The organism is Nostoc sp. (assembly GCF_036917755.1).
In the GTDB taxonomy this organism is placed as follows: domain Bacteria; phylum Cyanobacteriota; class Cyanobacteriia; order Cyanobacteriales; family Nostocaceae; genus Nostoc.
In genome coordinates, this window is the sequence record NZ_JBALFC010000101.1 from 13,454 (window position 1) to 26,279 (window position 12,826).

The 12,826-nt window shown below is 44.5% G+C and carries 9 protein-coding genes and 19 tRNA genes; 23 read left to right on the plus strand and 5 right to left on the minus strand.

Annotated elements, in window-relative coordinates:
* The first annotated feature begins 368 nt into the window (after nt 1-368).
* Together V7L05_RS21075 and V7L05_RS21080 are read left to right on the plus strand one after the other, a co-directional pair.
* Complete coding sequence (locus V7L05_RS21075) at nt 369-1,064, plus strand: esterase/lipase family protein (protein WP_335166862.1); 696 nt, start codon at nt 369-371, stop codon at nt 1,062-1,064.
* 326 nt (nt 1,065-1,390) lie between these two features.
* Nucleotides 1,391-2,002, plus strand: a complete 612-nt coding sequence (locus tag V7L05_RS21080; RefSeq protein WP_335166863.1) for a cytochrome b N-terminal domain-containing protein — start codon at nt 1,391-1,393, stop codon at nt 2,000-2,002.
* 100 nt (nt 2,003-2,102) lie between these two features.
* Here V7L05_RS21080 and V7L05_RS21085 read toward each other — a convergent pair whose 3' ends face one another.
* Entirely contained in the window at nt 2,103-3,989 is a 1,887-nt protein-coding gene (locus tag V7L05_RS21085) for a cation:proton antiporter (RefSeq protein WP_335166865.1), read from the minus strand.
* Between the two features lie 326 nt (nt 3,990-4,315).
* On the opposite strand from V7L05_RS21085, the gene V7L05_RS21090 reads away from it, so the two are divergent.
* Nucleotides 4,316-4,388 (plus strand) — tRNA-Glu (locus V7L05_RS21090).
* 88 nt (nt 4,389-4,476) lie between these two features.
* On the opposite strand, the gene V7L05_RS21095 is transcribed toward V7L05_RS21090, so the two are convergent.
* The 3 genes from V7L05_RS21095 to V7L05_RS21105 form a co-directional block, all read right to left on the minus strand.
* A complete protein-coding gene (locus V7L05_RS21095) occupies nt 4,477-5,085 on the minus strand; it encodes an SRPBCC family protein (RefSeq protein WP_335166867.1) in 609 nt (202 codons plus the stop codon).
* Between the two features lie 130 nt (nt 5,086-5,215).
* Nucleotides 5,216-7,234: a GAF domain-containing sensor histidine kinase gene (locus V7L05_RS21100; protein WP_335166869.1), complete on the minus strand. Its 2,019-nt coding sequence runs from the start codon at nt 7,232-7,234 to the stop codon at nt 5,216-5,218.
* A gap of 691 nt (nt 7,235-7,925) precedes the next feature.
* Entirely contained in the window at nt 7,926-8,261 is a 336-nt protein-coding gene (locus V7L05_RS21105; protein ID WP_334946426.1) for a hypothetical protein, read from the minus strand.
* A gap of 431 nt (nt 8,262-8,692) precedes the next feature.
* On the opposite strand from V7L05_RS21105, the gene V7L05_RS21115 reads away from it, so the two are divergent.
* Nucleotides 8,693-9,199 carry an HNH endonuclease gene (locus V7L05_RS21115; protein WP_335166911.1) on the plus strand — a complete coding sequence of 169 codons (507 nt, stop codon included), beginning with the start codon at nt 8,693-8,695 and terminating at the stop codon, nt 9,197-9,199.
* A 16-nt stretch (nt 9,200-9,215) separates the two neighbouring features.
* On the plus strand, nt 9,216-9,608 hold the full coding sequence (locus V7L05_RS21120) for an alr0857 family protein (protein WP_335166872.1): 393 nt from the start codon (nt 9,216-9,218) through the stop codon (nt 9,606-9,608).
* Nucleotides 9,609-9,763: 155 nt separating this feature from the next.
* Here the strand turns inward: V7L05_RS21120 and V7L05_RS21125 are convergent, their stop codons facing one another.
* Nucleotides 9,764-10,615 carry a polysaccharide deacetylase family protein gene (locus V7L05_RS21125; RefSeq protein WP_335166873.1) on the minus strand — a complete coding sequence of 284 codons (852 nt, stop codon included), beginning with the start codon at nt 10,613-10,615 and terminating at the stop codon, nt 9,764-9,766.
* A 478-nt stretch (nt 10,616-11,093) separates the two neighbouring features.
* Between V7L05_RS21125 and V7L05_RS21130 the strand changes: the two genes are divergently transcribed.
* The 18 genes from V7L05_RS21130 (at nt 11,094) to V7L05_RS21215 (ending at nt 12,817) form a co-directional block, all read left to right on the plus strand.
* Nucleotides 11,094-11,167 (plus strand) — tRNA-Asp (locus V7L05_RS21130).
* A gap of 4 nt (nt 11,168-11,171) precedes the next feature.
* Nucleotides 11,172-11,248 (plus strand) — tRNA-Glu (locus tag V7L05_RS21135).
* Between the two features lie 3 nt (nt 11,249-11,251).
* Nucleotides 11,252-11,324: transfer RNA gene (locus tag V7L05_RS21140), tRNA-Cys, on the plus strand.
* A gap of 10 nt (nt 11,325-11,334) precedes the next feature.
* Nucleotides 11,335-11,410 (plus strand) — tRNA-Met (locus V7L05_RS21145).
* Between the two features lie 3 nt (nt 11,411-11,413).
* Nucleotides 11,414-11,485, plus strand: a tRNA-Trp gene (locus tag V7L05_RS21150).
* Nucleotides 11,486-11,653: 168 nt separating this feature from the next.
* Nucleotides 11,654-11,726 (plus strand) — tRNA-Glu (locus V7L05_RS21155).
* Nucleotides 11,727-11,733: 7 nt separating this feature from the next.
* Nucleotides 11,734-11,816, plus strand: a tRNA-Tyr gene (locus tag V7L05_RS21160).
* Between the two features lie 4 nt (nt 11,817-11,820).
* A tRNA-Ser gene (locus V7L05_RS21165) sits at nt 11,821-11,906 on the plus strand.
* 4 nt (nt 11,907-11,910) lie between these two features.
* A tRNA-Arg gene (locus V7L05_RS21170) sits at nt 11,911-11,985 on the plus strand.
* A 21-nt stretch (nt 11,986-12,006) separates the two neighbouring features.
* Nucleotides 12,007-12,081: transfer RNA gene (locus V7L05_RS21175), tRNA-Phe, on the plus strand.
* Nucleotides 12,082-12,087: 6 nt separating this feature from the next.
* Nucleotides 12,088-12,162: transfer RNA gene (locus V7L05_RS21180), tRNA-Asn, on the plus strand.
* Between the two features lie 5 nt (nt 12,163-12,167).
* Nucleotides 12,168-12,240 (plus strand) — tRNA-Gln (locus tag V7L05_RS21185).
* Between the two features lie 3 nt (nt 12,241-12,243).
* Nucleotides 12,244-12,319 (plus strand) — tRNA-Gln (locus tag V7L05_RS21190).
* Nucleotides 12,320-12,325: 6 nt separating this feature from the next.
* Nucleotides 12,326-12,402: transfer RNA gene (locus tag V7L05_RS21195), tRNA-Leu, on the plus strand.
* A gap of 18 nt (nt 12,403-12,420) precedes the next feature.
* Nucleotides 12,421-12,495: transfer RNA gene (locus V7L05_RS21200), tRNA-Leu, on the plus strand.
* Between the two features lie 4 nt (nt 12,496-12,499).
* A tRNA-Pro gene (locus tag V7L05_RS21205) sits at nt 12,500-12,572 on the plus strand.
* Nucleotides 12,573-12,576: 4 nt separating this feature from the next.
* Nucleotides 12,577-12,649: transfer RNA gene (locus V7L05_RS21210), tRNA-Leu, on the plus strand.
* A 95-nt stretch (nt 12,650-12,744) separates the two neighbouring features.
* Nucleotides 12,745-12,817 (plus strand) — tRNA-Thr (locus V7L05_RS21215).
* Nucleotides 12,818-12,826 lie beyond the last annotated feature (9 nt).

Sequence of the window (12,826 nt, forward strand, 5' to 3'; positions counted from 1 at the left end):
TGACCCACACAAGTAAAATTAATATCTGGGATTTTTATAAAGTTTAAGTGAACACACAAGTTTGAGTACATCACAAAACCTGCTGAAGCTGCCTTGTTTTTTCTACTGTTTTCCAGTCAACCAGGCTTTTATGGCAGATGGCACACTTGCTTGTCCCAGACTAGTCCCTATGTGAAAATACTACCACATTAGCAGCTCTTAAAACTGTTGCAAATTGTACAATTTTATTGACATTCCCGCCATAAACGCCACCAAAGCTATTTAGGTTTTTATAAAAGGAGTCAGTCGGGCGATCGCAATTCTAGCTTCTGAATCTGACTACTTCTTCGTCAAAAAGTTCAAACCGCCAGCCAATTATTGCATCCAAAATGCCGTTACCGACAGTTATTTTGCCTGGATATCTAGAAAGCGCGATCGCTTACCGTCAACTAGAACAATCCCTACAACAGTTAGATTTTCCCACAGTTACAGTACCACTGCGACGACGTGACTGGCTACCCACCATTGGCGGAAGACCAGTAACAGCAATTCTGCAACAACTCGATCTGACGATCAAGCATACATTGCAGCAACATAATGCTACTCAAGTTAATTTGATCGGTCACTCCGCCGGAGGTTGGATATCCCGCATCTACATGGGAGAAAAGCCCTATTTGGTACGTGGTGATGTCAAACCATTGATCTGGGAAGCGCATCCCCTAATTGCGACTCTGATCACCTTGGGTACACCCCATATTAGTCAAGAACGCTGGACACGCTCCAATCTAGATTTTGTCACCAATAACTACCCAGGAGCTTTTTATAAAAACGTTCGTTATGTTTGTGTCGCTGGCAAAACTATCTATGGAGAAAGGCGGCGTGGTAGTTGGTTAGCTTACAGTAGTTATCAATTAACCTGTGGTAAGGGCAACACTTGGGGAGATGGAATCACACCCATCGAAGCTGCTCACCTAAAAGGGGCAGAAAATCTGGTGATTGAAGGTGTGAGGCATTCTCCCAGAAGTCCTGGGATTTGGTATGGTTCAGCAGAACCCTTAAAAGCTTGGGTACAATATTTGATTTAAAAAACTTTATCGAACAGAATAAAGGCGCCAGTCGTCAGAATTCAGTTGGGTATTCTGTACGACACAACGACCAGATCAGTGCATCGCTGGCGGATGAATAACCTCTTTTTAGACCCCCACAAAATCCTAGATTTGGTGGTCAACTTTCGTAGTCGCGGGTCTGAATCCCCGACTGATGGTTACGTAGCTCTGCCGAAGTATTGATTCTGAATTCTGAATTCTGCATTCTTCTTCAACTTTTTCGGAAAATTGCAACATTTATTAATATTTCTTAGCTAAAATTGTAATAAGAATAAATACTTAGTTAAGAACAGGAGGGGTGAGCCATGCAAAGCACCCAGTTCGATAAAATTTTGCGACGAATAGCGACGATATTATCAGTCGTGATTCTGACTTTGTGCTTAATTTATGTATCTACCGGAGTTTTGCTTGCTTTTTACTATGAACCGACAGCAGGCGGAGCTTATAACTCCTTAAAGATGATTAATACACAACTGCCATACGGCTGGTTGTTTCGGAGAGCGCATGATATTGCTGGTAACGCGGTAATTGCGATCGCTCTAATTCAAATTGTGGTGATGTTTTTAGGTCGGCAATTTCGCAAGAGTTGGCTAGCTGCTTGGATTAGCGGGATTTTGTTGACCCTAAGTGCGATCGGGCTGGATTGGACAGCGATGATTTTAGATTGGACTCAGGAAGGATACTGGCGTTTTAACATTGAGCTAGGAACCATCGAAGCCATTCCTTTTATTGGTGGGCAACTGCGCGAGATCCTGACTGGCGGTGGAGCCATTAACACAGTTACCGTCGAACACCTTTACACAATACACAGTTATCTGATTTCGCTGGTGACGCTAATTCTTGCCATAGTAAATTTATCAGCTTTAGTGTGGCAGGAATGGCAAATGTATCAAGCTGAGTGCGAAGTTAGGAGTTAGGAGTCATTCAATTTTGGATTTTAGATTTTAGATTTTAGATTTTTCCTTCAATCTAAAATCCAAGTTGCGCTGTAAGCGCACCAAAGGTGCGACCCAAAATCTAAAATTGAGCCAGGGATAGGTCTTCAACCTCTGGTAACTTTTCTAGAGAGAGGGGAGTGGATTGGGTAGCACCAGATAAGCGTTTTAAAAGGCTAGGTCTGGGGTCATGCAACAGGTAAATAATGCGATCGCCAACTTCCCAATCTTGGTTAGCTGGCATTACCTGTAAGCGTTCTTCTCGTTCTAGCAATAGCGGTATCAACACCCCAGCCCGAATCATTTCTTGGATGCGATCGCATTGAGTGGAAAATTCCGACTCATTCAGCGTGGTTGTCCCTAGCTTGACTCGCCCATCATTCAAATATTCATTCCAAGTTTTAATCGCTAAGTCTGGGATAAAAGCTTGATTAACTTTATTACTAACCGAGGTACTCGCTTGCGGATCACGGGGGAAAACAGCTAAGACACGCGGCGGATTAAACTCCTCAGCTGCCCTTTGAGCCAAAACAAAATTCACCTCGCCATTATTTGTCATCGCCAAAAAAGTACCCATAGAGGCAAGTCCTGCCTCTTCCAAAACAGCAGCATCCAGCGCACTGCTGGCAATAACCCGGAGATTTTGCGCCTCAGCTTGCACAAGACATTGGGGGTCAGTATCAATCATCACCACGTTTTCTTCCCGTTCTTGAAAGAACCGGGCAATCAAAAGACTCAAGGGACTACAACCCACAATCACTGCCCCAGTTACATCTTTGGAGGTAATTTGCAGCCATTTAGCAACCCAGCCAGCTGTTAGCCCTTGACAGACAACAGTCATGATAATTGTCAGGAAAACTAGAGCTTTGATGGAATCACCGCCGTTAATACCGCGCTGTGTCAGCGAAATCGCAAAAAAAGAAGCTACGGAGGCGGCAACAATTCCTCTAGGTGCAACCCAGCTTAAAAATAGTTTCTGTCGCCAGTTTAGGTCACTGTTCCAGGTACACAACAGGATATTAATCGGGCGAACGACAAACATTAGTACCAAAACGGTGAATAAACTACCCCAACCCAAAGCAAACACACTCGCAATCGATAGGTCAGCAGCTAATAAAATAAATAGCACCGAGACGCTGAGAATTGTCAGCTGACCCTTAAAGCTGCGTAATAAGCGTTCTTCTGGGACTGAGGAGTTAGCAAAGACTGCCCCTGCAACTACTGTTGTCATTACTCCCGATTCACTGCGGATCATCTGCGATAAGGTAAACAAGCTCCAAAGTATCGCCAACACCACTAAGTTTTTTAGCTCAAATGACAGAAAACTGGCACGTTTGAAAATCAAACTCATCAGATAACCGCCAGCACCACCAATTGCTCCACCAACACCCAAGCGCATCAGTAAACGGACGATCGCATTGATCGGGTCAGCATCGCCGCTCAAAATGGTATCGAGGACAACGAAGGCGAGGATCGCCCCTACAGGGTCAATTAAAATCCCTTCTCCTTCCAAAAGTGTTGCCACTTGCCGATCTACATTGATTTGTTTGAGCAAAGGGCCAACGACGGTTGGGCCTGTCACCACAATTATGGAAGCATAGAGAAAAGCTATGTTCCAGGGAAATTCACCCAGCCAGTGGGCTGCCATACTCCCACCAAGCAATGTGATCAGCGTTCCGAGAGTCACAAGCAATTGCAGGCTGACTGAAACTCTGCCTAACTCTCGCAGATCCAAGTTAAGCCCGCCTTCAAACAAAATTATTGCCGTTGCTAGGGCGACAATAACTTCCAGCCCACTGCCTAGCAAATGGGGATGCAACAGTCCTAAGCCATCAGAGCCAAAGAGGATGCCCAACAGCAATAACAAGACGATGCTCGGTAAACGAAGGTATGCAGCCAGCACTTGGGCGCTAATGCCTGCAAAGACAGCGATCGCCATCTGTAGGGTGATTTCAAAAGATGCTTCCATGTTGTAGATTTTGAGCTATTTATTTCAAAATCTTTTGTCAGAAACCGTAGATATTAACTCTACAGGGTACAACATCATACCCTTTCTCCTTTCCTGAATTCAGCGTTTTTTCGATCTGTGTATCCCCCGAAGTTGCGATCGCCCGATGCTGACGCACCCTGCAAGAAGCTGCACAAGCATCTACAGATTTCTCTTTGTGTCTCCATGTCTTTGTATCCTCTTCAAGCTTTTGACTCCACCCAGTTTAGCTGTCACAAACTTTTTTTGGCAAAAGCTGTTGACAAAAGCCAGGAAATTCGTTACCTTATAAAAGGTCTGAGTCCGATGCCCCCATCGTCTAGAGGCCTAGGACACCTCCCTTTCACGGAGGTAACGGGGATTCGAATTCCCCTGGGGGTACTTAAAAACAATAAAAAGCTTTTGCTTTTTAACTCGAAATCTCGGAAGCAAAACGATCATTCAAAATTATTCCTGAATGATCGTTTAACTAGACATCAGGTTCTTTGCTGGCTAACTCTTCTACACGTTGATGAATAGCCAGAAGATTTAACCGCAAATCTTTGCTCAGGCGATTTTCAATGATTCCCACTGGCATAGTGCGTTTAGGCCAAACTTGAATTGTATAGCACAGATTTGTTCCTATATACTCACCGAGGGAATAAGGCTCTAAGCACCAGCTACCAGAAAAGCCTTTAAAATCTCCCTCTACCATGCGGAAATTAATTTCTTTAGGGAAGTATTCTTCCAGATCCAGAACTACCCGCGCACTAAAGTTGAAATTTAGTAAGCGCTGGGAGCCTACTTGTTCCAGTCGAATACCACCATTAGGATGCTCGATTAGACGACTCTTGGCGAGGTTGGGGAGAAAGTCAGGTAAGGCTTCATAATCTGTGAGAACCTTCCAGATTTGTGCCACTGGGTGGGGAATTTGGACTTTAGCACTAATTCGCCGTTGCCGCTCTGCTATTTTCTCAATTTCAACTTCTACCTTAGCCGCCAAAGCAAATGCATGAGTAGGTAAATCCTCCTCTTGCTTGGTGTGATCAGTGAGAGACTGGAAATCAGGGTTCTCTGTGGTGTTTTGTTTTTTAGTCACTTTCAGAATTATCAAAAAATTGGGTTTAAAACCCCGTGCTTCTAGCACGGCTTTAAGTTTTGTGGCTCTTGTCTTTCATCCCCGTTACAAAACTGTACTTCCGACTTCCGACTTCCGACTTCCGACTTCATTAAGGTTTGCTTTCCTCAGAAAACTGAGGCAGAGTCAGGGTGAAGCAAATTTCGCTCTGCTCAGAATCCGAGATTGGGAGACTTTCAACAGCGATCGCTCCATTCAGATGTTGCACTAAAGACTTGACTAGAGCAAGTCCCAAGCCAGTTCCGGCTGTCCAGCGCCCTTTGCCGCGACGGAACTTGTCAAAGATGTAGGTGGCTTCTTCTTCGGAGATGGCGCGTCCTGTATTCGTCACCTTTATGATAACTTGATCAATTTGTTGATCAACTCGGTGAGCTGCTTGTAAATGCACAATGCTATCACGCTCTGAGTATTTACAGGCATTTGTTAACAACTCTTGGAGAATGCGGTCAAAACTCTCTAGTTCAGTTTGCAGTTTTAGCGACTCTTGGGGCAAATCTACAGAAATATTTAATCCCTTATCTGCGAGTTTTTTCTCAAAAGATGCTGCTATATGCTGGATTCTAGTATTTAAATCTATAGGTTCTAGTTGTGGAGCTTCGTGAGGCGACTCTAGTTTCTGGAGTGTCAACAAGTCATTAATCAAGTTGATTTCCTTTGTACATTCCTCCTCTAGAATATCCATATATCTAACTTGACGCTCTGGTGTTATCCCTGGCAAACGTAAGTTCCGAATTGACATCAGCATATTTGTCAGAGGATAGCGCAAGCGATCGCTCATGTTGCTCAAAAATTCATCTTTGAGTTCGTTAAGTTTCCGCAGTTGCTCAACATACTGCCGTGTTCTTTCATGCAATTTTGCCTGGAGTTCCAGACTACTCTGGAGTTTCGCTGTGCGCTCATCTACCAAAGTTTGCACTTGGCGCAATGTCTGTGACTGAATTATGGCGTTACTCACTTGAGCAGAAACCATTTCTACAAGATTTAATTCTGCTGTTTGCCAACTACGAGTCACAGATTGCTGTAGCACCAAGAATCCTAAAATTTTACCCTGAGTCTCTAATGGCACTAATAATACCGCCCGAAATTCCTCTACTGCAAATAATGCAGCAGCTGGCGAGGTATCGTTTTGGTCTGTATAGTCATCAAAGCTTACTGGTTTTCCAGAATCGATGAAGGCACGCTGGCATAAACCACAGTCTGAGAGCAAGAAAAACTGATTTAAGGTATTTGGTTTATTAGTGCGGAGGCTTTGCACTTCCCTAGCCCATTCACCAATCACGGTAGCCTTCGCTTTCGGAATTTGTTTTTTAGCTTGAGTCCTAAATAGGGGATCTGTATATTTTAGTAGTATAAGTAAACCCCGATCTGCCTGTAGACATTCGGCAGTCGATGCGATAACTAGCTGGAGCATTTGATTAAGCTCCAAGTTGCTGCGACTTAATATAGTTAATTGCTTGATTAAGCTTTGATGCTGCTTGCTCTTTTCCAGGTACTGCTGTTGATGAGCAATTAGTTGAGTTTGTGCCACACCCGAAAAAGCGATCGCGCAAGCCCACTCCACTTCTTTGAGCAATTGTATTTCTGATTCACTCCAATCATAAGGTTGGAATTTAATCAGACCAATCACCCCATTATTATTGCCACCAAATCGCGTGGTAATTGCCAGAACTGCTTTTATCGGTAGTGGCAAATATTGACAACCAACTACCAGACTGTTGTGAATCAGGGAAATATCTTCAATAGTCAATGGTTGGGCAGCACATTGCAGCACTGGCGAGTGCATAAGCAACTGTTCCATTGAAAACATCTTTTCTGGGTGTGGCAACCCTAGATACTCATCCGCACACCAATTAGTACTAATTGGTTCGTCGGATGTCTCACCCGTTACTGAAACCAAACAGCAACAATCTACTTGAAAGACAACCCCTAGCAAATGGGCAATATCTTGCAGTACCAATGCCGTCGCCGATCTATTGGCAATGATTTGGTTAATCTTCTGTACCAACTGATGGGCAGATTCTTCCTGATGTAGCATCAGCTCCCCTTGGTAAGGTTGTTGTCGATCTATCTCATCGACGTAATTTTGCGGCGACGATAAAGGCTTTTTCATTCTTAGTACGCCCTTGGATAATAACACCATTGTTTTTGCACCCAACCTCTTGGCATATTCTTCACCATTAGTTGTGTTGTATTGCTACACCTTGATAATTGACATATCTTGTATAGATACTTTGTCTCACCTGTTATAGCCCTTTTCTATCTCAGATTGTCAAGTTCCCAATTGATCAAGTAAATTGCTACATCGCTACATAAGTAACAGAATACTTAAGATATCCTATAACTGCTTTATTTAGCTTATTTTTGACTGCTCTATGTTGAAATTATGTATTAACTTTATCCTATCTTTAAGTATACACAAACCGTAATTTCTCTGGAATTTCACCAAAACTGCCCCTAATTTCACGTAAAACTACTTAAGTTATTCTGATTTCTTTAATAAATTTTTATTACATTTTGTATTAAACCGAGTAGGTTCAACAAGCTACTCTTTGATCTCGGTAACTCTCCGTAACTCTCAGTAAGATTTTAATAAAACTAAATTTTGAATGCAGCCCAATTATTTTTACCTTACTGAGTGCTGAGTAATGCAAATGTACCCAGCAGTGATGTACTTGGGTTTTTGCCCCGCCTTTGTGGAGCCACTGCGGTCTTTTTAATTTCCACGGAGGAGCAAATGGCGTGGCGGTCTTTTAACTCAGCACTCTTGATTAATAACCGGGCTGCATTGCCTAAATATAAGACTAGAGAGCTAAACTCTCGACACTCAGAGGAACCATATCGCCATTCCTCGTTAGTCCTAACAACATCGGTTGTTGGGGTTGAATTAGTTGACCTGTGAGTACACAGCGTTCTTCTTGTTGAGCTGTGGCAGCTATGCTAGCTCGAATGTCGGATCGCGAAAATCGCGGCTTCCACTCACCGGATTTTTGCTGGACATAATTCCAAAGGATATCTCGGATCAGAGCTTGATATCCCTGATTCCCAGCTATTTCTTTGAGCTTATCTTTGAGTTCCCGCTCCAGGCGGATGCTGGTAACTTCCATATCGGTGGTTGGGGTGCGAGCGATCGTATGCATCACTTTTTCTCCTTGAAAGTATAGACAGGATAGTAATACAAGTGTAGTATGTTTAAAGGAATGTTCAATAGGTGAAATTTTCTGTGAAATCCATTTACCCCATCTCTATTTCTTTGGGCGCTACCAATTGCCGAGCCGGTTGGGAATCAGCTGCTATGGGATTGGAGTATTTATTTATGGGCGATGGTAGCCGAAATCATGGGCAAATCACAGAGGGTAATTATGATTTTAGATGTCTCAGCATTAGTGCGCTGATTGCAAAACCACAACTAGATAAACAAAGCGGGGGGTACAGGCAAAGAAATACTGTACCAATATAGACCAGAAAATTTTCCGGTCAATTCTAACCCCCGCTTCACCTTAAACGAAGCGGGGGTTTTTTTATAAGGAGTTAAGCTGTGACGATATCTTCCATGCGCGGCACGATCGCAATGCAAGTGTTAGAGCAATCTGTGGTGGTGTTTTCGCAAAATTACTTGCCACTGTGTCGGGTCAATATCAAGCGGGCGATTGTGCTGTTAGTAACCAACAAAGCCCAAGCGCTGGATTTTAGCACAGAAAGCGGATGGCGAGTTCACTCACCTAGTTTGGTAATTGATGTGCCAAAACACATTCGCTTGACAATCACTTCCAATGAGCGGATGTGGAAAGTTCCGCCAGTGAATCGGCGGGAAGTTTTGCGACGAGATCATCACAGTTGCCAATATTGCGGTAGCGGCAAACATCTAACGCTAGATCATGTGATGCCGCGATCGAAAGGCGGCTCTCACACTTGGGATAACGTAGTCACAGCTTGTGAGAGATGTAACTCCCGTAAAAGCGATCGCACTGTGTTTGAGGCTGGTATGCAACTGCGTACCAAACCCAAAGCACCAATGCACCCCGCGATTTCTTTTGCTGAACAGTTTTGGATAGATATGCAAGGAAGCCTGGAATAACAGGAGAGCATAAGGAATGCTGAAATTAACTTACACTGAAAGTAGCTTTGATTTGGAATGTCTTACTCTGTCGCTAGAACAATGGGTAGCGCAGCGAGTGATTTTAGCCCTGCGAGTTGGGCAAAGTTTATGCATTGAACCTAGTACCGCTTCCTTTTTGCTTCCTGTTGATTTGCCAGGAGTAGAAGTACTCAGGGCTGAGGTAAAAAGAGATGACAGAGGAATCATTGCCCTCTGTGCCTGCGATGCCGAATATATGGAAGTCACCCTGTGGGGTTCTTGGCTATCAGATAGTTATAAGGATGCTGTAGGTGTGTTTGTCACCACTATGAGCGATCGCGCTGAGTTCTTTTTGCATAAACTTTGGCGGGAAGCTCAAGAGAGCAGTGCTTCTGTCATGAGCGAATAAACAAAGGGTGAGTAGAATTTCTTACCCTTTATGGGACTGACAAATAAAAAAATATCCCAAATTTTCTAGTGGGATGGGTGTCCTCACCCGTCCTATATTCAGGGCGGGCTTTCCTGCCCACCCCACAAGATGGATAATTTATTTATTGGAAGTCCCTATTGTCCCATTTCTAGCAGTTCGGGAATTGTCACAAATCGGTAGCCCTGCTCTTTGAGTCCGTTGATGATTTGTGGCAAAGCTTGTACAGTTCTTTGGCGATCGCCGCCACCATCATGCATTAAAACAATAGAACCAGGTTTCGCGCCTTTCAGGACATTATTTACAAATGCCTGCGGTTTGGCGTGAGGATCAGTATCGGCTGAAGTTACTGACCACATAATTACAGCGTCCTTCTGGCTTTTGGCGTAAGCGGCTAGTCCGTTGTTTAAAAAGCCTCCAGGAGGACGAAACAGAGCAGTTTTGACTCCTGTAGTTCTGTATATCAGGTCAGTTGTGCGATCAATTTCACTCTTGGCTGTGGCTTCATCCATTCGCCGATACCAATGATGCCAAGTATGGTTGCCAATGGCATGTCCCTCGGCTACCTCACGCTTGGCTAGGTCAGGATTGGCTTTCAAGGCTTGTCCTACCCAAAAGAATGTCACCTTAACATCATTTTGCTTCAGGATATCCAGCATTTCTAGGGTTGTCTTTGGCCAGGGACCATCATCAATGCCTAGAGCAATAACCTTCTCGTTGTTCCTGGGATGCACCTGATAAACTGTTTTTCCCTGAAATTTCGCTGGGACTGTAAAGGTAGGGTTTTCTACTTTGGCTGATGGCGGTAGTTGGGCATTAATTTGGCCTTTTGCTGGATGATCTGGAACTTGTGCAGTATGGATTTTGCTTAAAGGCTTGTTCAACCCCAATTGTGGGGAGGTGCCTGGAGCAATACTACAAGCTGTAATACAAGAGGCGATCGCAACAACACTAATTATCTTTTGTCGCTTGAGGTAGTTGTCTGTCACGTCAGGCTTTTAAATACTCACCCAATCATAACTGTAGTTTGACTTTTCAGAGGGGTTAGCAAGTTCAAATCTAAGTGCAGCAGCTTTTCTAGACAATTTCAAAAAAACTTTCTGAAACCCCTTGACACCTCTTGTAGTATTTTGTAGTATATATGTAGTGAGGCGAAAGACAAAGCTTCGCAAGGGTCAAAGTTATGTTCTACATCCAACTAAAGGACAGGCGTTGGAATAAACCAAAGTCCCCAGTCAACAAAGCTGCTTTTACTTGCAAACCATCTAAGTTTGCACTCATGAATAACCACTGAATACATCCGTAATACACAATAGGGTTGCTACCTAGAGTTTCGGTTGTTTTCCTCAGAGTTTCTAACAGTTAAAAGTAAATTTTCTGAACCTTGAAAACTAAATAAGAAATGGGCAAGTTCACCAAAAATCTGTGCCTCAAAACCTCAAAGTTTAGGTACAGATTCCAAAAAATCGGGGTGTAGCTCAACTGGCTAGAGCGTTCCGTTGTCTGCGGAAATGTTGCGGGTTCAAATCCCGTCACCCTGGTTATGGTCCCGTAGGCGAATAGTTTAAGCTGTCAGTTTCTCAAGCTGAAGATTGCGAGTGCGAATCTCGTCGGGACTCCCAAATAGCTGAGTAGCCAAGTGGTCGAAGGCGTCGGTCTGCAAAACCGATATCGTGAGTTCAAATCTCACCTCAGCTTTTGGTGCGATCGCAGCGTAGCTTAATTAGCAAAGCCCCAGGTTCATACCCTGGTATATGCGGGTGCAAATCCCGCCGCTGCCACCAAATGCAGGGATGGTGTAACGGCAACACCTCGTGACTCCAAATCCGATGTTCTAGGTTCAAATCCTAGTCTCTGCGTCAGACAATTTTGGATTTTGGATTGCCGATTTTAGATTACAGCAGAAATCATGTATTTGAACCACATCTGTCGTAGGGGCACAGCAGTGCTGTGCCCTTACCGCATGGTCTATTTTCAGGTAAATAGCTGTCAAAAATTTAATTTAAAATCTAAAATTCGATAAATTATGCCCTCGTGGACGAATGGTTAAGTCATTGCTCTTTCAAAGCAAAGATGCGAGTTCAATTCTCGTCGGGGGAATGATTATGGGTCGGTGGCCGAGTCTGGCTGAAGGCGACAGTCTGTAAAACTGTTCTTTTCTGCACGCAGGTTCAAATCCTGCTCGACCCACTGTGGAGAGGTGGCTGAGTGGCTGAAAGCGGCAGATTGCTAATCTGTTGTACGGTCTCCGTACCGAGGGTTCAAATCCCTCTTTCTCCGCCTTGAGAGTGTGGTGTAACTGGATAACATCTCAGTCTACGAAACTGAAGACTTGAGGGTTCAAATCCCTCCGCTCTCGTTACATGATCTCTTATTTTATCCTCCGGTAGCTCAGTTGGTAGTTAGCGCCTGTTTGAAAAACAGGAGGTCGTCGGTTCGATTCCGACCTGGGGGGCTTCGTTGCCTCATAGCTCAATGGTAGAGCAAGCGGCTGTTAACCGCGAGGTTGTAGGTTCGAGTCCTACTGGGGCAGCCATTCATTGCCGGGTGGACGAATTGGTAAGTCGCATCGCTCTGAACGATGAGGTTGCAGGTTCAAACCCTGCCCTGGCAATAAAGCCCTGTGGTGTAATTGGCAACATAGCGCCCTTTGAAGGCGAAGATTGCAGGTTCGAGTCCTGGTGGGGCTGCCAAACTCTGCTTTTGTAGCCCAATTGGAAGAGGCTGCCGTCTCAAAAACGGTATGTTGTGGGTTCGATTCCCACCAAGAGTACCAAAATAAGTACCAAAACTTGCTCCTGTAGCCCAACTGGAAGAGGTGGCAGACTTAAAATCTGTTTGTTTGTGGGTTCGACTCCCACCAGGAGTACTATCTGGGTGTGGCGCAGTTGGGAGCGCGGGAGTTTTGGGAACTCCAGGTCGCAGGTTCAATCCCTGCCACTCAGACTTTGCCCTTGTAGCCCAACGGAAGAGGCGCTTCGCTTAGAACGAAGAGGTTGCTGGTTCAAATCCAGTCAGGGGTATTGGTGAATATGCGGGGATGGAGCAACGGTGGCTCGTCAGGCTCATAACCTGAACATCGGCAGGTTCAATTCCTGCCGCCGTCACCAAAAACAGTGCTGGTGTAGCTCAATTGGCAGAGCAACTGACTTGTAATCAGTAGGTTGCAGGTTCAATTCCTGTTACCAGCTTGATGCGGG